This window comes from Roseibium aggregatum IAM 12614 (genome assembly GCF_000168975.1).
Lineage (GTDB): Bacteria > Pseudomonadota > Alphaproteobacteria > Rhizobiales > Stappiaceae > Roseibium > Roseibium aggregatum.
Genome location: NZ_AAUW01000015.1, coordinates 152079 through 175123 on the forward strand (window position 1 = coordinate 152079; position 23045 = coordinate 175123).

General features: G+C 61.7%; 20 protein-coding genes and 1 pseudogene. 8 read left to right on the forward strand and 13 right to left on the reverse strand.

Features of this window, described 5'->3' with window-relative positions; all coding sequences use genetic code 11:
• Positions 1 to 11: 11 nt before the first annotated feature.
• The 7 genes and pseudogenes from SIAM614_RS20075 to SIAM614_RS20105 all read right to left on the reverse strand — a co-directional run bounded on the left by SIAM614_RS20075 (position 12) and on the right by SIAM614_RS20105 (position 7137).
• Positions 12 to 1238 (reverse strand): formate dehydrogenase subunit gamma, encoded by a 1227-nt coding sequence (locus SIAM614_RS20075; RefSeq protein WP_040440650.1) that lies wholly within the window; start codon positions 1236 to 1238, stop codon positions 12 to 14.
• A gap of 136 nt (positions 1239 to 1374) precedes the next feature.
• Positions 1375 to 1968 (reverse strand): formate dehydrogenase FDH3 subunit beta, encoded by a 594-nt coding sequence (fdh3B, locus tag SIAM614_RS20080; protein WP_006937368.1) that lies wholly within the window; start codon positions 1966 to 1968, stop codon positions 1375 to 1377.
• A 12-nt stretch (positions 1969 to 1980) separates the two neighbouring features.
• Positions 1981 to 4883: pseudogene (locus SIAM614_RS20085) on the reverse strand (formate dehydrogenase subunit alpha).
• 105 nt (positions 4884 to 4988) lie between these two features.
• Complete coding sequence (locus SIAM614_RS20090) at positions 4989 to 5189, reverse strand: hypothetical protein (protein WP_006937374.1); 201 nt, start codon at positions 5187 to 5189, stop codon at positions 4989 to 4991.
• Between the two features lie 58 nt (positions 5190 to 5247).
• Positions 5248 to 5856, reverse strand: a complete 609-nt coding sequence (locus SIAM614_RS20095; protein ID WP_006937377.1) for a TorD/DmsD family molecular chaperone — start codon at positions 5854 to 5856, stop codon at positions 5248 to 5250.
• Positions 5857 to 5920: 64 nt separating this feature from the next.
• Positions 5921 to 6595 (reverse strand): DUF3306 domain-containing protein, encoded by a 675-nt coding sequence (locus tag SIAM614_RS20100; protein ID WP_006937379.1) that lies wholly within the window; start codon positions 6593 to 6595, stop codon positions 5921 to 5923.
• The gene (locus SIAM614_RS20105; protein ID WP_006937392.1) at positions 6592 to 7137 is read right to left on the reverse strand and encodes a DUF3305 domain-containing protein; all 546 of its coding nucleotides are present in this window, start codon (positions 7135 to 7137) and stop codon (positions 6592 to 6594) included. Before SIAM614_RS20105 ends, SIAM614_RS20100 begins: the two co-directional genes overlap by 4 nt.
• A gap of 230 nt (positions 7138 to 7367) precedes the next feature.
• Between SIAM614_RS20105 and SIAM614_RS20110 the strand changes: the two genes are divergently transcribed.
• Positions 7368 to 9332, forward strand: a complete 1965-nt coding sequence (locus tag SIAM614_RS20110; protein ID WP_006937393.1) for a 4Fe-4S binding protein — start codon at positions 7368 to 7370, stop codon at positions 9330 to 9332.
• 16 nt (positions 9333 to 9348) lie between these two features.
• Here SIAM614_RS20110 and SIAM614_RS20115 read toward each other — a convergent pair whose 3' ends face one another.
• Positions 9349 to 10113 carry a hypothetical protein gene (locus tag SIAM614_RS20115; protein WP_208984053.1) on the reverse strand — a complete coding sequence of 255 codons (765 nt, stop codon included), beginning with the start codon at positions 10111 to 10113 and terminating at the stop codon, positions 9349 to 9351.
• Positions 10114 to 10205: 92 nt separating this feature from the next.
• On the opposite strand from SIAM614_RS20115, the gene SIAM614_RS20120 reads away from it, so the two are divergent.
• The 5 genes from SIAM614_RS20120 to SIAM614_RS20140 all read left to right on the forward strand — a co-directional run bounded on the left by SIAM614_RS20120 (position 10206) and on the right by SIAM614_RS20140 (position 14414).
• Positions 10206 to 10400 carry a DUF6494 family protein gene (locus SIAM614_RS20120; RefSeq protein WP_006937395.1) on the forward strand — a complete coding sequence of 65 codons (195 nt, stop codon included), beginning with the start codon at positions 10206 to 10208 and terminating at the stop codon, positions 10398 to 10400.
• 1 nt (position 10401) lies between these two features.
• Complete coding sequence (locus SIAM614_RS20125; RefSeq protein ID WP_006937396.1) at positions 10402 to 11511, forward strand: Mrp/NBP35 family ATP-binding protein; 1110 nt, start codon at positions 10402 to 10404, stop codon at positions 11509 to 11511.
• Positions 11508 to 12209 carry a biotin/lipoate--protein ligase family protein gene (locus SIAM614_RS20130; RefSeq protein ID WP_006937397.1) on the forward strand — a complete coding sequence of 234 codons (702 nt, stop codon included), beginning with the start codon at positions 11508 to 11510 and terminating at the stop codon, positions 12207 to 12209. Before SIAM614_RS20125 ends, SIAM614_RS20130 begins: the two co-directional genes overlap by 4 nt.
• Before the next feature lie 4 nt (positions 12210 to 12213).
• Positions 12214 to 12690, forward strand: coding sequence for a DUF6505 family protein (locus SIAM614_RS20135; protein ID WP_006937398.1), 477 nt, complete (start codon positions 12214 to 12216; stop codon positions 12688 to 12690).
• Positions 12691 to 12836: 146 nt separating this feature from the next.
• A complete protein-coding gene (locus SIAM614_RS20140; RefSeq protein ID WP_006937399.1) occupies positions 12837 to 14414 on the forward strand; it encodes a serine hydrolase domain-containing protein in 1578 nt (525 codons plus the stop codon).
• A gap of 22 nt (positions 14415 to 14436) precedes the next feature.
• On the opposite strand, the gene SIAM614_RS20145 is transcribed toward SIAM614_RS20140, so the two are convergent.
• Positions 14437 to 15315, reverse strand: coding sequence for a PhzF family phenazine biosynthesis protein (locus SIAM614_RS20145; protein ID WP_006937400.1), 879 nt, complete (start codon positions 15313 to 15315; stop codon positions 14437 to 14439).
• A gap of 232 nt (positions 15316 to 15547) precedes the next feature.
• Between SIAM614_RS20145 and SIAM614_RS20150 the strand changes: the two genes are divergently transcribed.
• A complete protein-coding gene (locus SIAM614_RS20150) occupies positions 15548 to 16060 on the forward strand; it encodes a hypothetical protein (RefSeq protein WP_006937401.1) in 513 nt (170 codons plus the stop codon).
• 66 nt (positions 16061 to 16126) lie between these two features.
• Here SIAM614_RS20150 and SIAM614_RS20155 read toward each other — a convergent pair whose 3' ends face one another.
• Positions 16127 to 17200, reverse strand: a complete 1074-nt coding sequence (locus tag SIAM614_RS20155; RefSeq protein ID WP_006937402.1) for an alpha/beta hydrolase family protein — start codon at positions 17198 to 17200, stop codon at positions 16127 to 16129.
• Between the two features lie 134 nt (positions 17201 to 17334).
• On the opposite strand from SIAM614_RS20155, the gene SIAM614_RS20160 reads away from it, so the two are divergent.
• On the forward strand, positions 17335 to 18363 hold the full coding sequence (locus tag SIAM614_RS20160; protein WP_040440654.1) for a helix-turn-helix domain-containing protein: 1029 nt from the start codon (positions 17335 to 17337) through the stop codon (positions 18361 to 18363).
• Positions 18364 to 18664: 301 nt separating this feature from the next.
• Here SIAM614_RS20160 and SIAM614_RS20165 read toward each other — a convergent pair whose 3' ends face one another.
• From SIAM614_RS20165 to SIAM614_RS20175, 3 genes are all read right to left on the reverse strand, one after another.
• The gene (locus SIAM614_RS20165) at positions 18665 to 19828 is read right to left on the reverse strand and encodes an iron-containing alcohol dehydrogenase (protein ID WP_006937404.1); all 1164 of its coding nucleotides are present in this window, start codon (positions 19826 to 19828) and stop codon (positions 18665 to 18667) included.
• Positions 19829 to 20138: 310 nt separating this feature from the next.
• Entirely contained in the window at positions 20139 to 21527 is a 1389-nt protein-coding gene (locus SIAM614_RS20170; RefSeq protein WP_006937405.1) for an aldehyde dehydrogenase family protein, read from the reverse strand.
• A 225-nt stretch (positions 21528 to 21752) separates the two neighbouring features.
• Positions 21753 to 23045 (reverse strand): glutamine synthetase family protein (locus SIAM614_RS20175; protein ID WP_006937406.1); only part of this gene is annotated, 1293 nt, incomplete at its 5' end.

Consider the following 23045-nt stretch of genomic DNA (forward strand, 5'->3'; position numbering starts at 1 on the left):
TCAGGCTGGGCCTATTCGGCCGGCACCGCTTTGTCACCGCCAGAATGTTTGGCGGCAGCGAGCTTTTCCGCTTCTTTCATTTCCTCCACCCACAGGCCGTGGTGTTCCTTCGCCCATTGCAGTTCGACCTCGCCGGAGCCCATGGCGTCATAGGCGCCTTCCATGCCGATGGAACCGATGTAGATATGCGCCAGGATCAACGCCATCATCACGAAGGCAACGATGGCGTGCCAAAGCTGCGCGAACTGCATTTCCTCATGCGGCGCAAGTTCGGTCGGCAACGTGCCGAGCCCGACCAGTTGGGGCAGTCCGAGGGCGTTGAGCTTTTCGAAGGTGGCCGCGAACATCGGCATTTCGAAGGGGAACAGCAGCGACAGCCCGGAAACAGAAATCGATGCACCCAGCACGATCACGCCCCAGAACACCAGCTTCTGGCCGAAGTTGAATTTCTTGGCCGGCGGATGCACGCCCTTCTTGAACAGCCCGCCACCGACCGCGATCCACTTCAGGTCCGTCTTGTTGGGAATATTATGGGCCACCCACATCACGAACACCATGATCAGGCCCAGCATGAAGGCCCAGGCGACGTTGTTGTGGATCCACTTGGAGAAATGCGCTGCAGGCGCGAAAGCCTCCTTGCCGATCAACGGGATGATCACGAAGCGTCCAAAAAGGGTCAGCAGACCGGTGATTGCAAGCAGGACGAATGAGCCCGCCAACAGCCAGTGCCCGAAGCGCTCGATGGCCTTGAATCGCGTGATGGTGCGGCCGGTTTTCTCGCCGTCTATGCGGATGCGGCCGCGAATGAGATAGAAAAGAGCCAGCAACACAATGGTTCCGCCAAGCAGCCAGGCGCCATAGGTTGCGAGCGGCCCCTTGCGCCATTCCAGCCAGCGCATGCCGCCGTCCTGCATCAGCACGGTCGCCGCGAAGCCGCCGGACGTTGTGGTCACGTCGGCAGAGCCGTATCTCAGCGCGCGCCAGAGTTCCGGATCAGAAACGCCGCCAAGCGTGCCGAGCTGCGAGGACATGGCCGCCGCATCGTTCGCATCGCCGGTGTTGTTGCGGCGGAAGTCGTAGTCGACCTTCTCGCCGCGCTGGCGTTTCATGATGTCTTCCAGGGTCTGCGCGCCGCCGGTCGCAGACCGGTCGGCGGACGTATCCTGGGCAAGCCCGGTCCCCAGACCTGCCCCGAGAAAGGCCAGAAGAACAAGCAAAGCCATAGTCACGCGTTTCATGACCGCAAACCTCTTTGTCGATTGCAACCGGAGACGAGCAGGGCGGCCTTAAAGCCGCCCCGCCTACGTTTCTTTCCGGCATGACCCGATACGTGATGGACGGTCCGGCGAACCGGACTGTCCTCACCCTTCAGGATCAGCCGCCTTTCTGGCCGTAAGCGGTGCCCCAGCCCCAGGCGCCCGAGCCGAAGCCGCGAGCCACCACACGTTCACGGTAGATGGCCGACACGACGTCCCCATCGCCCGCGAGCAGGGCCTTGGTGGAGCACATTTCCGCGCAGAGGGGCAATTTGCCTTCCGCGATACGGTTGCGGCCGTATTTCGCGAACTCTGCGGTGGAGTTGTTTTCTTCCGGACCGCCGGCGCAGAAGGTGCATTTGTCCATCTTGCCGCGCGAACCGAAATTACCCGCTTGCGGGAACTGCGGCGCACCGAACGGACAGGCGTAGAAGCAGTAGCCGCAGCCAATGCACAGGTCCTTCGAGTGAAGAACCACGCCTTCTTCGGTCTGGTAGAAACAATCCACCGGGCACACCGCCATACAGGGTGCGTCCGAGCAGTGCATGCAGGCCACGGAGATCGACCGTTCGCCCGGCTTGCCATCGTTGATGGTCACCACCCGGCGGCGGTTGATGCCCCACGGCACCTCGTGCTCGTTCTTGCAGGCCGTGACGCAGGCATTGCACTCAATGCAGCGTTCGGCGTCACAAAGGAACTTTGATCTTGCCATTTGTTGTCCTCCTTACGCTGCCGAGATCTTGCAGAGAGTGGCCTTGGTCTCCTGCATCTGTGTCACCGAGTCATACCCGTAGGTCTGCGCGGTGTTGGAGCTTTCCCCAAGCACGTAGGGGTCGGCACCTTTCGGATACTTGGACCTGAGGTCCTCGCCCTGGTAATGACCACCGAAGTGGAACGGCATGAAGGCAACGCCTTCGCCGACACGTTCGGTCACCATTGCCATGACTTTGACCTTGCCGCCTTCCGGGCCTTCGACCCAGACCTGTGCGCCGTCCCGCACCCCGAGATTGTTGGCATCCCGCGGATTGATTTCGACGAACATGTTCTGCTGGAGTTCGGCCAGCCACGGGTTCGACCGGCTTTCGTCCCGCCGCCCTCGTATTCGACCAGACGGCCGGACGTGAGGATGATCGGGAAGTCCTTGGAGAAGTCGTTCTTCTGGATCGACGCATAGAGCGTCGGAACGCGCCAGAACGACTTGTCGGCATAGGTCGGATAGTCCGCGACCAGATCCCGCCGGTTGGAGTAGAGCGGCTCGCGGTGCAACGGCACCGGATCCGGGAAGGTCCACACGACGGCACGGGCCTTTGCGTTGCCGAAAGGCGCGCAGCCGTGCTTGATCGCCACCCGCTGGATGCCGCCCGACAGGTCGGTCTTCCAGTTCACGGTACCGATCTTGTCTGCAGATCCGGCAACAGCCTCGATCGACTGCCGTTCTTCCGCCGTCAGGTCGCCGTCCCAGCCGAGATCCACCAGCATCTGCATGGTGAATTCCGGATAGCCGTCCTGAATTTCTGCACCCGGGTTGGAGACGCCCTCTGCCAGAAGGTTCTGGCCGTCACGCTCCACACCGAAACGGGCACGGAAGCACAGACCGCCTTCGGCGACCGGCATGGACATGTCGTAGAGGTTGGCGGTGCCCGGGTGTTTCATTTCCGGGGTGCCCCAGCACGGCCACGGCATGCCGTAGAACTCGCCGTCGTTCGGGCCGCCAACCGCCCTCAGGGTGGTGCGGTCGAAGGTGTGCTGGTTGGCCATATGCGACTTCAGCCGCTCCGGCGACTGGCCAGTATAGCCGATGGTCCACATGCCACGGTTGAACTCGCGCGTCAGGTCCTCGATGTTCGGCTCGTCGCCATCCATCGAAATGTTCCGGAAGATGCGGTCGTCGAAACCGAACTTCTTGGCGAACATGGCCAGGATGACGTGGTCGGGCTTGGATTCGAACAGCGGGGCAACCACCTGCTCGCGCCATTGCAGCGACCGGTTGGACGCGGTTACCGACCCGCGGGTCTCGAACTGGGTCGAGGCCGGCAGCAGGTAACAGCCGTCGGTGCGGTCATGCAGGATTGCCGAAACGGTCGGATAGGGATCGACCACGACCAGCAGGTCGAGCTTTTCCATAGCCTGTTTCATTTCCGGCAGACGGGTCTGGGAGTTCGGGGCATGGCCCCACAGAACCATCGCGCGGGTATTGTCCGGCTGCTCAAGGTTTTCCTTGGCTTCCAGCACACCGTCGATCCAGCGGCTGACCGGGATACCCTTCAGGTTCATCATGGCCTTGTCTTTGCCGTCGGCACCCTTGATGGTGTCGAAGCGTCCTTGCAGCCAATCCAGATCTTCTTCCCAAACGCGGGCCCAGTGTGCCCAGGAGCCGGCCGTCAGACCGTAGTAACCCGGCAGCGTGTCGGCGAGAACACCAAGGTCGGTCGCGCCCTGCACGTTGTCGTGGCCACGGAAGATGTTGGTGCCGCCACCGGCGGTACCCATGTTGCCGAGCGCAAGCTGCAGGATGCAGTAGGCACGGGTGTTGTTGTTGCCGTTGGTGTGCTGGGTACCGCCCATGCACCAGATCACGGTGCCCGGACGGTTGTTGGCCAGCGTCCGCGCCACGCGCTTCACCTGGCTTTCCGGCGCACCGGTCACACGCTCGACTTCCTCGGGCGTCCAGTTGGCGACTTCCTCGCGGATCTGGTCCATGCCCCACACGCGGGTGCGGATGAACTCCTTGTCTTCCCAGCCGTTTTCAAAGATATGCCAGAGAATGCCCCACACGAGGGCAACGTCCGAACCCGGACGGAAGCGGACATATTCGTCGGCATGGGCCGCGGTGCGGGTGAAACGCGGATCGCAGACGATCAGCGGAGCGTTGTTCTGTTCCTTGGCGCGCAACACGTGCAGCAGGGAGACGGGGTGTGCCTCCGCCGGATTGCCGCCGATGATGAAGATCGCCTTGGAATTGTGGATGTCGTTGTAGCTGTTGGTCATGGCGCCGTAGCCCCATGTGTTGGCTACGCCGGCAACCGTCGTGGAGTGGCAGATACGTGCCTGGTGGTCGACGTTGTTCGTCCCCCAGTAGCCCGCGAACTTGCGGAACAGATAAGCCTGTTCGTTGCTGTGCTTGGCAGAGCCGAGCCAGTAGACGCTGTCCGGACCGCTTTCGTCGCGGATCTGCAGCATCTTGTCGCCGATCTCGTTGATCGCCTCTTCCCAGCTGATCCGCTTCCACTCGCCGCCTTCCTTTTTCATCGGATATTTAAGGCGGCGCTCGCCATGGGCGTGTTCGCGGACGGAAGCTCCCTTGGCACAATGGGCGCCCAGGTTGAACGGGCTGTCCCAGCCGGGCTCCTGCCCGATCCAGACACCGTTGGAGACTTCGGCGATGACGGTACAGCCAACCGAGCAGTGTGTGCAGATCGATTTAACGGTCTTCACGGCGTCGCCGGTGGATTGTGCCTTGGCTTTGGTGACCGTTCCTCCGGTCACGGTAATGGCGGCCAGGCCGCCTGCGGCAAGACCGGATCCCTTAAGGAACGTACGGCGGTCAACCGACTTGTGTGCAGCGTCTTTCAGGATACTTGCACCTTGGGGGCGTCGCGCAACCCCATTGGTCTTTTTCCTAAGCATATTGCCCTACCTTGCTTGCATCAGAACCTGATACGGCTGGGTTATCTGTGAACCGGCGTCCGGGCGTTTCGCAACCATGGCCGGGTAAATCGTAACAAGGTCCAGTTAGAACCGGGCGCTGTCGTAGTAGGCACGGGTGTGAACCGTGTCCTGCATCTTGTTGGAAGCCAGGTCGGGCTCAGCCGCTTCAGCGGTCGTTCCGGCGGCTACCGTGGTCACGGCAACCGGGGCGGAAATCGCCGCCAGCTTCAGGAAGTCCCGGCGGCCTGTCCCCTCTTTCGGGTGTGCCGTTTCGGGTCGTTTCATTGTCGCATTCCTCCTCTATCAGAGAGATGGCGAAGCCACCCCGTTTCAGATGCAACCGTCAGTTCGAGATCATGTCGAAGCCCTGTGCCTCGATTTCCATGAACTGGCGCCCCAACGATCCGACAGCGCCGTAGAACACGGAGGTTCCGGCCGCTTCCAGATCGGTAAAGAAGTGTATCGCCCACGGTTCGATGTGAGCGTTGAAGAACGTTTTCTGCTCGCTGAGGGATGTCACCTTGCCGAAGCGGCCGAGGATCATGCCGGCCATCATCTCCATCAGCGAGGCGATGTTGTCTTCCGGTTCGTGCTTGTCCTCAGCCCGCTCGATCCCGCGCTCGGCCATATCCTGACGGAGCCTGGCCAGCGGCTTTTCGTTGAGAAATCCGGTCAGATAATAACTGGCGTAGGGCAGCAGTTCTCCGCGCCCAAGCCCGATGAACAGGGCATTGAACTCACGCTCGGCGGTTTCCGGCGTCGTTACCGCGGCAACTCTGGCGAGCGCGCCAAGGGCATTGCCAAGCGGCGTGTCGCCACCCTGCAATCCGGCAATCTGCTCAAGCAGCTCAGCCCCGGCCGGGCGCGCGAGCACCAGTGCCAGAAAATCGTATAATTCGGACCGGGCCTGGTCTTCCGGCTCGATAATGAATTCCCTCGCCACAACGGCCATTCTAGCCTTTATCCTCCCACACACACGGTGCTTATCTGGCGCAATATCTTCTTAGACTTTAGTATTAATCGAAGTCGAACCGCATCCGGCGCCGTTTCGGCACGCGCTCTTCTTCGGTCTCGACCAGTGCTGTTTCATCGGCCACAATAGTTCCAATTTCACTAATTTGCACCGCGTCGTCTGTTTGCGTCAATCGAATAGATGTTTTTCCATTTTCGTCATCAGTATGTTGCATTGCGTCAAGTTCTTCTTGCTGCGCCGCAGCAGAGTCACTTTGCTCGCAAAGCATTTCACTGCTCGCGGCCGATGAGGTCTCCGGATTTTCTGACGTAGCGGTTTCAGCGGCTTTTTTCAAAAATCCACGGCCGACCTGATAGGCGGTCTTCACCACCTGACCGGCGGTTGCCGCATCGGTATAATCGTCTTCGTAGTCGTTGAGGCCGTCGAGATTGGCAAGGACGGGATTGGACAGCCAGAGACGGCGCAGGGCCCGCCGGCGCAGCCGCTCCGGCACGGTCTTGGCAAGGAAGCGGGTAAAATCGTCATCCATCTGAAGACTGTCCGGATCAGGCAGGCCCAGCTCTTCCAGGATTTCCGCGTCAGTCTTTTCTTCCAGTTCGACGCGCTTTGCGGTTTCAAGCTCCGCATCGCGACGCTCGACCTCGGCAGCTTCGGCTTCGCGCACCGCAGCCTTGCGCCTCGACCAGAAATCCAGTGGCTTGTCGTCGCCGGAACTCACTGCAAGGTATCCTTCTTGCGGGCCCCCGGCGCCCGGTAAACATCGGCAAGCTGGCGGATGCGCGGATCACCGATACCCTCTTCCTCAAGATCGATACGGTGCATGTCGCGCTGGCGCTTGTAAAAGATTTCCTCTTCGTGGTGCATATCCACGAATTCCCGGATCCAGGCAATCAGTCCCGGCGGCATCGGCACCTTTTCAACGAAAACCTCGGCGGAATCCGTATAATCCAGGCCTTCATGGGCCGACGCCGTCATATGAAGCACTTCGACGGGGATCGCCGGTTCCAGTTCCGGCGCGGACCGCATGACCACATAGACCGAGGGAACCTTGTCGGACAATGCGATCAGATAGGCTTCGGTCTGGGTGTGGTGCAGTTCCAGGCTCAAGGTGACAGCATGGTATTCAACCGTGTCGCCCTCGGCCCGCAGCATTTTCCAGTCCGCTGGCGCTGCCCCCGGCAACAGGGACACAGGCAGCCAGGTCCATTTCTGCCAGCGTGTCACGCCAGGCCGCCTGCGCACCACCACGCCAACGGGCATGACGCGCGTTCTTTCCCTCGTCACGGACAACCTACCTTCCCGTCCACCGGTTCGCTCCGGCCCTCTTCTGAAGTTCCTTAAGATGCTGTAGCACGCAACATTAATTTCAAGCCCCGCGGAAGTCGAACTTGACGCACGCGCTTCAGCACCCTTGATATGTTGTTCGGATATGTCTGACAAATCACTGAAGAATCGGTTTGGGACAATCCGGGGGAGAGGACGCGCACGCTATGACGCAACCAAGGCTTCTGCTTTGCGATTGCCTGAACACACAGGCTATCGACGCCGGGCAGATCGAACAGGCGACAGGACTGTCCTGTTCAAAGATCCACACAGAACTTTGCCGCGGCGAAGCCCCGCAGGCCGCCGAGGCGCTTCAGGCGGGCAACGTGATCATCGCCTGCCAGCAGGAACGCCTGGCGTTCGAGGACCTGGCAGCCGACATCGAAGCGGAAGAACCTCTTTTTGTCGACCTGCGCGACCGCGCCGGCTGGACGTCCGATGGCCGCAGCGTCTCTCCCAAGATGGCCGCGCTGATCGCCGAGGCTATCCTGCCCTCCCCCGGCGCAAAGGTCATCGACGTCACCTCTGAAGGCACCTGCCTGATCCTGGGCGACGCGGAAGCAGCGCTCGCCGCAGCGGACCATCTGTGCGAGCTCCTGAGTGTCACCATGCTGCTGAACCCTGCCGACGAACCACCCCTTGCCGACGACCGACGTTTCGACATCGTTCGCGGCCGGGTGACAACGGCGACCGGGGCGCTTGGCAAGTTCAAGATCGGTTTCGACGCCTTGCAGGAGCGCATTCCCGGTGGTCGGGGCGCCTTCAACTGGACCGATCCCAAGAGCGGCGGACGCACGGAATGCGACATCCTTCTGGATCTTCGCCGGGCGCAGCCGCTTTTCCCCGCACCGGAAAAGCGCGAAGGCTACCTGCGGGCAGACCCGGGCAATGCAGCTGCGCTCACCAAGGCGCTGCTTGAAGCCTCCCAACTTGTCGGCACTTTCGAAAAACCACTTTACGTTCGCCTGGACGAGCAGCTTTGTGCCCATTCCAGAGCCCGGAAAACCGGCTGCACGCGCTGTCTCGATCTCTGCCCCACCGGTGCCATCACCCCGGACGGCGACCATGTGTCGGTCGATACGATGGTCTGCGCCGGATGCGGAAGCTGTTCGGCCGTCTGCCCGTCCGGCGCCATCAGCTATGACGCGCCGCCGGTCAGCAACACCTTCCAGCGACTGCAGACGCTGGCAGCCACCTGGCGGAAACTGAGCTCCGATAGCCCACGTCTTCTCGTTCACGATGCCAGCCACGGCGCGGAATTGATCCGCCTCGGCGCGCGATATGGCAAGGGCCTGCCGGCGGATGTCATTCCGCTGGAAATGGAGGCTCTCGCCAGCTTTGGCCATGCGGAAAGTCTTGCGGCACTTGCCTGCGGGTTCAGCGATGTGACCCTGTTGCTGTCACCCGCCACGGAAAAGGAAGGCATGCCCTTCCAGGCCGACCTCGCCAATAAAATCGCCGGCAATGAACGCGTCACGCTGATTTCCCCCACCGATCCGGACGAGCTGGAAGAGTTCCTCTACCGCGACCGGCAACCGGTTGCGGCGGCACAGCCGATCCTGCCGCTGGGGTCCCGCCGGCAGATCACGCGCCTTGCGGCCAAGGCCCTGAACGAGCCGGCCCAGGTCATTCCGCTTCCCACGGGTGCCCCCTATGGGACGGTCGAACTGGATCAGGACGCCTGCACGCTCTGTCTGTCCTGTGTCTCGCTCTGCCCGTCCGGGGCGTTGAAGGAAAACCCGGACGCGCCGCAGTTGCGCTTTCAGGAAGACGCCTGCCTGCAATGCGGCATCTGCACGACGATCTGTCCGGAAAAGGCCCTGTCTCTGGACCCGCGGCTGGACCTTTCGGACGACGCCTTGCGGGCCAGGATCCTGAAGGAAGAAGAGCCGTTTAACTGCGTGGAATGCGGCAAGCCCTTCGGCGTCCGCTCGACCGTGATGCGGCTGACGGAAAAGCTCGCCGGCAAACATGCCATGTTCCAGGACAACAAGGCCGTCCAGCTCATTCAGATGTGCGACGACTGCCGCGTGAACGCCGTCTATCACTCGGAAAACAACCCGTTTGCTTCCGCGGAGCGCCCGCGTGTGCGTACGACGGACGACTACATCAGCAAGCGGCGCGATCATTGAACCGGATGAGACAGGATCACTGGTACTGGATCGGCGCTCCGAGGTCCGCTGGTGGAATGCGGGAGACAAACGCCAGGATCGCATCGAGGTCTTCAAGCGTCATCTCCACCGGCACGATGGGCGATGGCCGGGAAATGTCGAAGGGTTCGGTCACACCTTCGATCACCGTGAAAGCCGGATGCGGGTTGAGAGCGAAAAACGCCTCGAACCGCATTTGCCAGTCGGTGAAGCTGCGCATCACCGCGAAGGACGGCGACGAGCCGATGGTCGACAGGCGTGTTGCCTCATTGACCATGTGGCACCGTCCGCAATGGAGCACGGCCAGCTGTTCGCCGCGAATGGCATCGCCGGAGAGCAGCACCGGTCCGGAATCATCGTCCTGCTTCAGCGCGGCGGTGAAGACCTGCTTGCCGTTCGCCTCAAAGGCATCGACCGTTCGCCGGCCGATGTCGCCGGTCAGCCAGTCCCGAAAGCGGACCGCGTGTTCGTTTGGCTCGTCAGGGGTGGTAAGAACCCAGGTCTTGCCCAGGCCGGAGAACACTGCTCGTCCCGATGCACCTTCGGAAAGGCGCAGCTCGGAGGGGGCGGTGTCACCGACGATTTCGATGCGGATACCGGTCTTGAGCGAGAAGCGCGGCAACAGATATTGGAGGAAGCCGGTTTCGGCAATCACATCCGGCACCCCCAGCCGGAAGGACCGCGACTGGGCGATCCCCGGGGTGTGGAACAGGATACCGGACAACAGGGCAATGGCGAGTACGATCAAGGCACGGCAGCCCACGCGCTCCTCCCTCACGTTGCTGGCCACATGCGCTAGGGTAGGTTTCAATCGGGCGCGCAGTCAATGCGCACCGCATTCAACAGGAGAACAAGATGAGCGACGATTTCAACATGTCCATGCGCAAGTTCCTGAAGCAGGTCGGCGTGACCTCGCAGCAGGCAATTGAAAAAGCAGTGCGCGAAGCTGGCCCCAGCGCCGGAAAAACCTACAAGGTGAAAGCCGTGGTCACGATCGAGGAACTCGGTCTGGAGCATGTTGTCACCGGTGAAATAGAAGGGCAGGACTGACGTGCCGCTGACGCGTGAAGCCGCCCTGTCGGTTCTGAAAACGATCAAGGACCCGGCCAGCGGCGAGGACATTGCCGCCTCCGGCATGATGCGCGCTCTGCAGGTAAACGGCGGTGCGGTCCGCTTCGTTCTGGAAATCGACCCGCGGCGCATGGCCGAGATGGAAGCTCTGAAGACCGAGGCGGAAACGAAGCTCGGAGCACTGGAAGGCTGCGAAAGCGTTCAGGTGATCCTGACCTCCCATTCGGACCAGCCGGCAGCACAGCCCGCACAACCCGCTGCGCCCAGGCCGAGTGAACCGCAGCCGATCCGCGTGAAACCGGCGGCCCCGGGTGCTACCGGACCGCAGAAGGTGCCAGGTATCGACCGGGTGATCGCCGTTGCGTCGGGCAAGGGCGGTGTCGGCAAATCGACCGTTGCGGCCAATCTTGCCTGCGCACTGGCCGCCGAAGGCCGCAAGGTGGGTCTGCTGGATGCCGATGTCTACGGCCCGTCGCAGCCCAAGATGCTGGGCATCTCCGGGCGGCCGACCTCACCGGACGGCCAGATGATCCTGCCGCTGCGCAACCACGGCGTCACCATGATGTCCATCGGCCTGATGACTTCGGGCGACGAGGCCGTCGCCTGGCGCGGGCCGATGCTGATGGGCGCATTGCAGCAGATGATGACCCAGGTGCAATGGGGCGCGCTCGATGTGCTGATCGTCGACCTGCCGCCCGGCACGGGCGATGTCCAGATGACGCTCTGCCAGAAGTTTGCCGTCGATGGCGCGATCATCGTTTCGACACCGCAGGACGTTGCCCTGATCGATGCACGCAAGGGCATCAGCATGTTCAACCAGATGCAGGTGCCGCTCATCGGCATGATCGAGAACATGTCGACCCATATCTGCTCCAACTGCGGCCACGAGGAACATGTCTTTGGCCACGGCGGCGTAGCCGAGGAAGCAGAAAAGCTTGGCGTTCCCCTGTTGGCCGAGGTGCCGCTGCATCTCAACATCCGCCTTGCCGGCGATGGCGGCACGCCGATTGCGATCAAGACACCCGAGGCCCCGGAAGCTTCCGTGTTCCGTCAGCTCGCCCGAAACCTGATCGCGGAGGGTAGCGCATGATCAACGTGCAATTTCCGCCGCTGTTTCAGGGGGAAGCGCTGACCGGACAGGCTGATCCGTTCGAACGTGCCCTGGCGCTTGCCATCACCGGAACGGACCCTGGCACTGTTGTCTATAACCTTGGCGGGGAACGCCTGCGGGCCGCGCTGATCTTCGCGCCGGAAGTGCCGCTGGAACAGGCCATGGCCGTCCTGCCGGTCTGCGGTCTGGGATTTCAGGCAGCCCTTGGCACGCTTGCACCGCCGGAGGTTGCCGTTCACCTGGAATGGGATGGCCGGATCCGCGTCAATGGCGCGGTGTGCGGACGCATGCGCGTGAAGACCTCATCAAAGGATCCGGGGGGCACCCCGGACTGGCTGATCCTCGGTCTCGAACTCAACATGACCAGCCGGAAATCAAGTCCCGGCAAGGATCCGGAGCGGACTTGGCTGTCCGAAGAAGGCTGCGGCGAGATCACTGCCGCCCAGCTTCTGGAGTGCTGGGTGCGCCACAGCCTCTACTGGCTCAACCGCTGGCTCGATGACGGCCCGCGCCCTGTTCACGCCGAGTGGCGCGGCCTTGTCTGGGCCATGGGCGAAACTGTGGAAGTCGACGGAACCTCCGGCACATTCGTCGGTGTCGACGAAAATTTTGGTATGCTGCTGCGAACGGATGAGGACACGGTCCTGATCCCGCTTTCCAGCCGTGTTGAGGAATAATCGGATGAAACTCGCCCGCGCCATTCACCTGGATGACAGCGACCGCAACGTCTTCTTTTCACCGGCCCGCACCGGCGAATGGTGCCTGTCCGGCGGTTTCGAGTTTTCCGACTGGACCGAAGCCGACCTGACCGGCAAGGCGCGTCAGGCCTTCGCCAACGGCTGGCTGGGGCTGGAGACTTTCGGCAGGGCAACCTTCGTCGCCGTCACGCCAATCGAGGAAAGCGAGTTTGCCACCCTTGCCGAGCGGCTCGCGCAGCATTTCGTCGATATTTACGGCGCGCCTTCCGTGGAGGCGGCACTCGGTGTTGCCCAGCAGGAACTGGCCTATATGGCGGAACTCTGCGAGGAGCATCCGGAAAACACGCTGATTGCCGTTCAGCGGGACCTGACCGAAGACGGCGTTCGGGAAGCCTTCAGAACCATTGCCGCTCCGGAAGCAAAGCTGGATATGGTCGCCGTTCACGGCGACATCGACTAGGGTGTGGCCTGCTTCCCGGAGACGGTTGCTTAACCAAGAAGTTTCAACACACACAGATTACACGTCGGTAAGTTGATCTGCCTGGTGCGTTTCGCGCATCATGCAGACGCTTGTTTTCATTTCAGTATCCCCCAAGGAATTTGCACATGTCCCGGCACACACTCTCCCGCCGCCTTTTTCTCGGCACTGCGACCGCCGCCCTGACCGCCCTGCCGCTGCGTGGGTTTGCGCAGGAGCTTTCCCCCGCACAGACACCTGGTGTCGAAGCCTCGCCCGAGCAGATCGCCAAGGCCATCGCCGAGATCGACGCAATCGTTGCCGATGTGCTGGAGCGCAGCAATATTCCGGGACTGGCCGTTGCTGCCGTTCACCGCGGCGATACGGTCTACGCCAAGGGCTTCGGTGTGCGCCGCCTTGGCGGATCTGACCCCATCACGCCGGACACGGTGTTTCAGCTTGCGTCCCTGTCGAAACCGGTGGGGTCGACCGTTGTCGCGCGCCAGGTCAGCAAGGGCGTTGTCACCTGGGACAGCCGGATGCGCGATTTGCTGCCCTGGTTTGAATTGTCCGATCCTGACCGCACCGAAAAGCTGACCATCGGCGACCTCTACAGCCATCGCTCCGGCCTACCCGACCATGCCGGCGACGATCTGGAAGATCTCGGCTACGGCCGCAAGGAAATCCTGCAGCGCTTGAGACTTCTGCCGCTGGCACCGTTCCGTATTTCCTACGCCTATACCAACTTCGGTCTGACCGCCGCCGCCGAAGCCGTTGCTGAAGCCTCCGGCACCGACTGGAGCAGCCTGTCGGAAGAAGCGCTCTACCAGCCGCTCGGCATGACCTCGACCAGCTCCCGCTTTGCCGACTACATGGCGGCCGCCAACCGCGCCATCCCTCACAGCCGCGACGGCGACGGTTTTGCCCCGCTGTTCCAGCGTGACCCGGACGCACAGTCACCGGCGGGCGGGGTCAGCTCAACTGTGAACGATCTGGCCATCTGGCTGAAGATGCTGCTGGCAAACGGCGAACATGCCGGAACGCAGGTCATCGCACCTGAAGCGCTTCTGCCGGCCATCAGCCCGCAAAGTTTTTCGGACCGCCCCCACAGCCCCGATGCAAGGTCAGGCTTCTACGGCTACGGCTTCAATGTCGGCACAGACCCGTCCGGCCGTGTCCGGATCGGCCATTCCGGTGCATTCCTTCTGGGTGCGGGCACCTGCTTTGCGATGATCCCCTCGCTCGACCTCGGCATTGTCGTCCTCACCAACGCAGCCCCGGTCGGGGCCGCCGAAGCCATCGCCGCCTCGTTCACCGATCTGGCCCAGCTCGGGTACATCACACGGGATTGGTACGATGGATATTCGAGCAGGTTCGAAGGCTTCTACACCAAGCTCGGCAGCACCGTGGGTCAGGACCGTCCGACAGATGCAGCCCCGACGCCCCCGCAAGACCGTCTCACCGGCACCTATTCCAACCCCTATTTCGGCAAGGTCGAGGTCAAGGCGGAAGGCGAAAAAATGGTGCTGACGATAGGACCGAAACAGATGCTGTTTCCCCTGCAGCCCTGGAACGGGCCGGTGATGGTGTTCGATGTCACCACCGAAAACGCGCCCGCTGGCTCCCGCTCGACGATCGTCTTCAACGATATTTCGAATGGCCCGGCCGAATCCATCGAGGTCGAACTCTTCAGCGAAACGGGGCCCGCGCTCTTCGAAAGGGTCTGACGTCACACCAAGTCAGCGGGTTTCACAGATGAAACACGCCCGTCAGCCGCAAGGCCGCGTAGCCACCGACGGAAACGCCGGTGACCTCGCCTCCTGCCGTGCTCAAGACCGTTCTGACAATGCTGGGCCGGCCCATTTCGACACCCTGCTCGGCCACCAGAACCGCCTGCCCGCCACTTCCCGGCAGAAGTTTTTGCACCCGAACCAATTCGCAGGCCAGCGCGCCATTTGTGGTCCCGCTGGCCGCCTCCTCCGGATCGCCGACACCGTGGCAGAGATCCCGCAGACGAACCTTCGCCTTGCCCAACCCGTGCCCCGTCCGGCACCAGACACCCATCGTGTCGATGGACCGTTCCTGGCTGAAACGGCGCAAACCGTCATCATCCGGGCGAAGGGCTGCCAGAGCTTCGGTGTCTGCCACTTCGATGAAAACATGGCGAAGGGCTGTTGAGGACGCCGCAACGCTGAGAACACCTTCCAGCTCAATGCCGAGCAGCGGCGCAATCTCGTCTGCGGTTGCCTCGTTCAAGCCGAACTTCGGCAAGGGCTGATGCAGGGTGACCGCACCATCCGAAGCAACATCGACGTTGATCTCGCCCGCTGGCGTTTCCTGAACGTAGCTTCCAGGCCCGATCCGTCCATCCGCCAGCATTGCCGCGAAGATCGCGACAGTCACATGGCCGCACATATCCATTTCCGCCCGCGTCGAATGAAAGCGGACTTCGATCCTCGTTTCCGATGTCTGCCGGACAAATCCCGTCGTCGGCGCACCAAGATCAGCCGCGATCCGCTGACGGGCATCCGGCCACAGCGGCGTATCCTCGAAGACAACGCCGCCGATGTTGCCACCCCGTTCGTCGGCTGCAAAAGCGGCATAGAGGCGGACGGGTAACTTATCCATTTCGGAAGTCTCACACTGCGGGTGCTGCAAGGAGGGCGCATCGGACCACGCTGGAGAAGGTGGAGCAACACCGGTGGCGTGTTATCCAAAGATAGCAAGCAGCCAATGCGAGACGTCAATTTTTCATCACGAATTCGTCACGCAAGACCCGCGCCATTTTATTTCCATGTGATCGCGTTCGGAGCCAAGTATCTGCCAGCAGAAAAGCCAGTCTCAGGAAAGTGATCCCGTCATGAATACGATTTCCGTTCAGAACCAAACCGCCGGGGCCCTGCCCGCCTTGAGCGCTCAAACGCTCGGCCTGATGTTCATCTCGGGGTTCTTTGCAACCAACGCCTTCGACCTCTGGGGCCAGATGATCAGCCCGGCTCTCGGATTTGCGACCCTGTCGCCGCATGGCCTCGCCAAGAGCCTGCTCGGCAGCTTCGGACTGCCGAACGGCGATTTCGCCGGATACTTCGTCCATTTCTACGCCGTCGGCCTGATCGGCTATCCGGTTGGCTGGATGTTCATTTTCGCACCGCTGTGGCAACGCTTTGTCGGCACCACCCATTGGCTTCTGCCGTCCGCAATTTACGGCTTCGGTCTCTGGGTCTTCGCCATCGGCGGCATCACATCGGTGGCCGGTCTGCCTTTCTTCCTGAATTTCACTGGCATCGTCTGGGTCGCCCTTGTCGGACATGTCCTGTACGGCATCGTGCTTGTCGCGGTGCTGAAACTGATTGCGGGCCGGCAAGGCGCCTGACCGCAACACAATAGACGGATCGGCAATCTCCCACGGCCACATGCGCGGGAGATTGCCGCCAAGCCTTCAGTTTGCAGTCTTCAGATCCGTCCGGAACGCTTTCAGGATCATCTCTGCCATCTCCTCGTGAAGCGCCGCACGGGGCCGGCCACCGCCGTCAGTGCACAGTCTGTCCGGTTCGCCGATGGACTTCATGAAGTCCATCGCATCGGCCTTGCACACGGGCAGGAAGCTGAAATGAACGGCATCCGCGATGTGATCCAGTTCGGCGTCCGGGGCAGCCTCAGCCAGATGTGCGGAGCGCACACCGGCATCGATCTGACCTGCTTTGCCAAGGTTGATGAAATACAGTGGAATGCCGATGCCGGCAAGGCTCTCTTCCTGAAAAGCGGCGGCAAGCGCCGGATCGACGGCGACAACCGATGTGATCCTGGCGTCCTGCCTTGCCTGTTCGAACAGCGTTTTGTCGACCGTCCTCAGATCTAACGGCTCGACCCTGATTTCCTCCCTGTCGCGAAACGCCCTGCCACCCTTGAACCATTGGCAATCCGGCATTTGCGGATTGGTGTCGCAATAGTCTGCATAAGCCTCCAGACTGGCGGTTGCACCTGCGCTTTCCAGAACGGCGGCCCCGCCAAGCGAAAATCCGAGCGCGCCGATTTTCTCCGGATCGATTGATGCCGACCAGTCCGGATCGGCAAGCAGTCGATCGATCACCGTTGCAAGATCATCCGTCCGCTGCCAGAGCTTCGGCGTGTCTTCTGGCGTGGAATCGCCGCTGGTGGTGCCAGGATGGTTGGGACCGGCCACGATGAAACCGTCGCCCGCAAGTTCGTTCGCGATCCAGGCCATCTTTTCAACCGAAGCTCCCGACCCATGCGAAAGCACGATCAGCGGAAACATCCCGTCCGCCCTTACAGCATCACCGGATGCTGGCGTACCTTGAAAGATCCTGTCGTCGCCAATGAGCACCTGCTCACCGCCCGCTTTGGCCGGGTACCACACCAGGACGGTGAGATCCTCACCCCTGGCTTTCGAACTTACCGAGATCTTTTGAACACCCACCGGCTCCTGAGCCTTGGCTGGTGTGGTGACGGCCAGCGTGAGAACCAGCGGCCAGAAAAGAGTTTGTATTTTCATGAGGGGTCTTTCAGTCAGTGGAGCAATGACCAAATTCTTGCTAAGGCCCTGATGGAAAGCGTCCTCTTTCGCGATTCAGTCATTCCGGATCGCGATAAAGGTCCCCGCCATCGCCCCATCGAGGTGCCTTGCCCGTGCTGTTTGTTCCCCTGCCCTTCGTCAACGCGTTGCTTCTGGCGCTGGTCTTCGTGTTCCTGAAGAAAAGCAACGGGGCAGCCGCGACGCGCGCCTTCCTGATGCTGATTGCCCTGTGCTGCCTGCAATCCATCGTCCTGGGCCTGCGCTGGGGGTATCACGTCGACGCTCTGCGCTTCGTGCAGCCGCTGCTGGCCGCTCTGCTTCCCCCTCTTGCCTATGAGAGCTTTCGCGGTCTCGTCGACCAGGTCGCGCCCGGACGGTTTCGCCTGGCAGCGGCACCACTGGCCGCACTTGTCATTCTCGGTCTGATGCTTGTGGCGCCTGTCTTGCTGGACAGTGCCCTGGTGTTGCTGTTCTTGGCCTATGCCGTGGCACTGGCAAGGATCGCCTGGCGCGGACCGGACGGTCTCGGCCTTGCCCGTCTGGACGAAGCTGCCGCTGCCCACCGGGCCCTGTGGCTGGCCGCCTTCTGCCTGTGCCTGTCCGCCCTGTTCGATCTTGTGATCCTGTTCGATTTCGAACGCTCGGGCGGCAGCCATGCAGCGATTCTGGTCAGCAACGCAAATATTGTCAGCCTGCTGCTGATCGGTCTTGCCGCCCGCACGGCAGGCCATGCCCAGACGGAGACAAACACCGAGCCGGAACCTACGGCCCAGACCGCTACCTCCGAAGACGCGGAAATCGTCGCACGGGTCGACGCCCTGATGACCGCACAGCACCTTCATCGCGACGACACGCTCAACCTCTCGAGGCTCGCCCGCCGCGCCGGCCTGCCCGCCCGTCAGCTCTCGCAGGCCATCAACCGGGTGCGCGGCATGAATGTCTCGCGGTATGTGAATGATTTCAGGATCAAGGACGTCTGTGCCGTGCTGCAGCAGGAAGACGTCACCGTGACCGAGGCCATGTACCGGGCAGGGTTTTCGACCAAGTCGAACTTCAACCGCGAATTCCTGCGCGTGACCGGCATGACGCCGGATCAGTGGCGGAAGGCAGATGGTGCCAATGACAAGCAAAAAGACCAATAAGCGCACCAAGCTTCAGCAGAACGCCCCCAGCATCGTCATACCGGTCAAGTTCGGTACAGCTACAGTGCAAAGTCTCTGAGTGCGTCGTGCCGGACGCAGCGAAGCGAAGATCCGGTATCAGATAGCCCCGAAACTGTCTGCGAACAGTTCAGATCCATCAGCAAACCCGAAATCCATCAGCAAACCCGGTGATTCCCCGGTCCCGGCTCGTGCTGCGCGTGGCCGGGATGACGAAAGATGGGCAGAAAAACAAAAAAGGCGCACCGGGATCCGGTGCGCCTTCGAGTTCAAGTGCGTTGCCTCAAACAGTACCCTGCTGGGCCTTGTCGAAGATTTCCAGAGCGCCTTCCTTGGTCAGCGGAACCGGATTGCCGCCTGCGGTCGGGTCGACAATGGCCATTTCCGCGATCAGGTCGCGTTTGCTGTCATCGACGTTGAGGCCCGCCAGCGTGTGCGGCACGCCAAGGTCTTCACGCAGTTTCAGGATCGCATCGAGCACACCCTGATAACCGCCCGCAATGCCGAGGAAGCCGGCAAGGCGTTCGAATTTCTGTTCGATGGCCGGTTTGTTGAACTGTAGGACATAAGGCATGAAGACTGCGTTGGTCATGCCGTGGTGGGTGTCATACAGCGCGCCGACCGGGTGGGAGAGCGAGTGGATCGCCCCAAGGCCCTTCTGGAAGGCAACAGCGCCCATGGCGGCCGCGCTCATCAGGTGACCGCGAGCCTCAAGATCGGAGCCATCTGCCGCAACCTTCGGCAGGTTTTCGAACACCAGCCGCATGCCTTCCAGCGCGATGCCTTCGGACATCGGATGATACATCGGCGCGGAATAGGCTTCCAGGCAGTGAGCCAGGGCGTCCATGCCGGTGCCCACGGTGATGAAGCGCGGCATGCCGACGGTCAGTTCCGGATCGCAGATCACGATAGCCGGCAGCATCTTCGGGTGGAAGATGACTTTCTTGGTGTGTGTCGCCTCGTTGGTGACGACACCGGCACGGCCGACTTCCGAGCCGGTTCCTGCCGTGGTCGGCACGGCGACGATCGGCGCGATGCCGGCCGGATCGGCGCGGGTCCACCAGTCGCCGATATCTTCGAAGTCCCAGATCGGCCGGGTCTGGCCGGACATGAAGGCAATCAGCTTGCCGGCATCGAGGCCCGAGCCACCGCCAAAGGCAATCACACCGTCATGGCCACCGGCCTTGTAGGCGGCGACACCGGCCGAAATGTTGCTGTCGACCGGGTTCGGCTTGACGTCGGAAAAGACCGCAGCCTTCAGGCCGGCAGCTTCCAGGCCTGCAATCGCCTCGGCGACCATCGGCAGGCCGGCAAGGCCCGGGTCGGTAACCAGCAGCGGATTGGACATGCCTGCGGATTTGACCGCTTTGGGAAGTTCCTTGATGCGCCCGGCACCGAAACGAACGGAGGTCGGATAAGACCAGTTGACGGAAGGAAGTGAGCTCATGGGGGTCTCGTTGTCTTGAAACTCGGGGTTCTGGTCGTTGCCACACCGACAAGGGAGGCAGTTACAAGTCTCGGCATTGCCTCTTGCACCCCTCTCCCCCCTTGCGGGGGAGATGTCAGCGAAGCTGACAGAGGGGGGTGACTGGGCTCTGCGTATATTCCGGTGCCTAGTTTGCCGAGGGGCTGGCACCCCCCTCTGTCTCCTTGCGGAGACATCTCCCCCTCAAGGGGGGAGAGGGGAGCAAGCTCAATCACCCTGCCCGATTTGGGACTAGGAAACTGGGCTTGCTCGGTCGTTGATCAGCCCGGCCTCAATGCTCCAGGCGGAAGTGGAAGGACTTCGGCCGGGTGAGATTGTGGAAGCCGATTTCGGAAAGGGCAGCGCCCTTGCCGGTGTCCTTGACGCCGGTCCACACCAGGGCCGGGTCGAGATAGTCGCAGCGGTTCATGAACACGGTGCCGGTCTCGATCCGGTCACCGATTTCGCCAGCAGCCTGAGCGTCCTCGGTCCAGATGGACGCCGTGAGGCCATAGGGACTGTCGTTCATGAACTGCAGCGCTTCCTCGTCGTCCTTCACCTTCATGATGCCGACGACCGGACCAAAGCTTTCCTCGCGCATCACCGACATCTGGTGGTTGACGTTCGTCAGCACCTGCGGCGCCAGATAGGGCGTGCCTTCCTTGTCGGCTTCGAACTTTGACGTGTCGATATGCGCCTTCGCACCCTTGCGCAGGGCTTCTTGCGTCTGCTCGCGGATCCAGGCGGCAAACCGCGCCTGGGCCATCGGCCCGAGGGTGGTTGCCTCGTCCAGCGGATTGCCCAGCTTGTACTGGCTGGTCAGATCGACGAAGCCTTCGACGAAACGGTCATAGAGGCTTTCATGCACATAGACGCGCTCGATGCCGCAGCAGCACTGGCCGGCGTTGTAGAATGCACCATCGACCAGGTTCTCGACCGCATAGTTCAGATCGGCATCGGCCCGCACATAAGCCGGGTCCTTGCCGCCCAGCTCCAGGCCAAGCGTTGCGAAAGTGCCTGCCAGTGCCTTTTCAATGGCACGGCCGCCGCCGACGGAACCGGTGAAATTGACGTGGTCGATCAGGCCCGAACCGAGCAGCTTTTCCGTGCCCCGGTGGGTCAGAACGATGTTCTGGAAGACGCCCTTCGGCAGACCGGCGATCTCGAAAGCCTTGGCCAGGCGTTCACCGACCAGAAGCGTCTGCGCCGCGTGTTTCAGAACGATCACATTGCCCGCCATCAGCGCCGGCATGATGGTGTTGATCGCCGTCATGAACGGATAGTTCCAGGGCGCGATCACCATGACGACGCCGAGCGGTACACGACGCAGGTAGCGCTTGAAGCCCGGCTTGTCGGTGCGCTCCACATCGGCCAGCGCTTCAGCCGCGATCTTGGCGCAATACTCGGTGCGCTCGATCGTGCCACCAAGTTCTCCGCCGAAGCGAACCGGCCGGCCCATCTGCCAGGCCAGTTCCGGCACCACTTCATCGTTCATGGCCTTCAGCGCTTCCAGCGCCTTCAGGCAGTAGGCAACCCGTTCGGCAACCGGCAGGGCTGCCCAGCCCGGCTGCGCGGTCCGCGCCGCAGAAACAACCCGATCGACCGCGGCATCGTCCAGCGCCGGGCGTTCGGCATAGACCGAACCGTCGATAGGGGAAATCAGCTTGATGACATCTGACATTTTGAACCTCTCAGAACCGCCTCTACGGACGGCTTGTTGAAGGTGGTTGGCTCCGATTTCTTGTTTTTCAGCACCCGCCTCCCTCATCCTGAGGAAGCGCGCGAGCGCTGTCTCGAAGGATGGGCCGCTTGTCCGGTGTGCCGCCCATCCTTCGAGACGGACCTGGCGGTCCTCCTCAGGATGAGGGGTAACCAAGCAGCTTGCCTTCTAGTGCTTCTTCGCCTCTTACGCCCGCTCGAAGCCGCGGGCAATCTCGTAATCGGTGACCACGCGGTCGAACTCTTCCAGCTCCCATTCGGCAGCACGGGCATAGTGGTCGATGACCGCATCGGAGAAGGCCTCACGCAGGAATTTCGACTTGCGCAGGGTCTCGCGGGCATCACGCAGGGTGTGCGGAATTTCCTTGGCCTTGCGCGCATCGTAGACATCGCCGGTGGTCGGCGCATCGAGCTCCAGCTTCTCTTCCATGCCCTTGATGCCGGCCGCAATCTGAACCGCCAAAGCCAGATAGGGGTTGAGATCGGACCCGCCGATGCGGCATTCCACACGCAGAGCCTTGGTGCCTTCGCCGCAGAGCCGGAAACCGGCAGTGCGGTTGTCGACGGACCAGACGGTCTTGGTCGGTGCGAAAGTGCCCTTCTGGAAGCGCTTGTAGCTGTTGATATAGGGCGCCAGGAAGTAGGTGTAATCCGGCGCATATTTGATCAGACCGGCCATGTAATGGCGCATGGTCTCGGACATGCCGTATTCGCCCTTGGCATCCACGAAGACGTTGTTGCCGTCCTTGTCGAACAGCGACTGGTGCACGTGGGACGAGGAACCGACGCGCGCATGATGCCACTTGGCCAGGAACGACGCGGAGCGACCCTTTGCCCAGGCAATTTCCTTCACGGCGTGCTTGGCGATGGTGTGATATTCGGCCGTGTCGAGAGCCGGTGCATATTTGATGTTGAGTTCTTCCTGCCCGGCTTCGGCCTCACCCTTGGTGTTTTCCACCGGAATGCCGGCGGCATAGAGGTGGTTGCGCACGGGGCGCATCACGTCCTCTTCCTTGGTGGTCTGCAGGATATGATAATCTTCGTTGTAGCCGGAGATCGGCTCCAGATCACGGTAGCCGCTCTTGCGCATGTCCTCAAAGCTTTTCTCGAACAGGAAGAATTCCAGTTCGGTCGCCATGATCGGGGTCAGGCCAAGCTCGCCGAGACGCGCAACCTGCGCTTTCAGCATGGCACGCGGTGAATGCGGCACTTCCTCGTGGGTGTGATGGTCGAGGACATCGCACATCACCATGGCGGTCCCCTCCAGCCACGGCACCCGCCGCAGGGTGTCGAGATCCGGCTTCATGACATAGTCGCCATATCCGCCCGACCAGCTCGTCGCTGCATAGCCTTCGACCGTGTACATCTCCAGGTCGGTTGCCAGCAGGTAGTTGCAGCAATGGGTCTCGTGATAGGCGCTGTCAACGAAATGCTGGGCGTGGAAGCGCTTGCCCATCAGCCGTCCCTGCATGTCGACGAT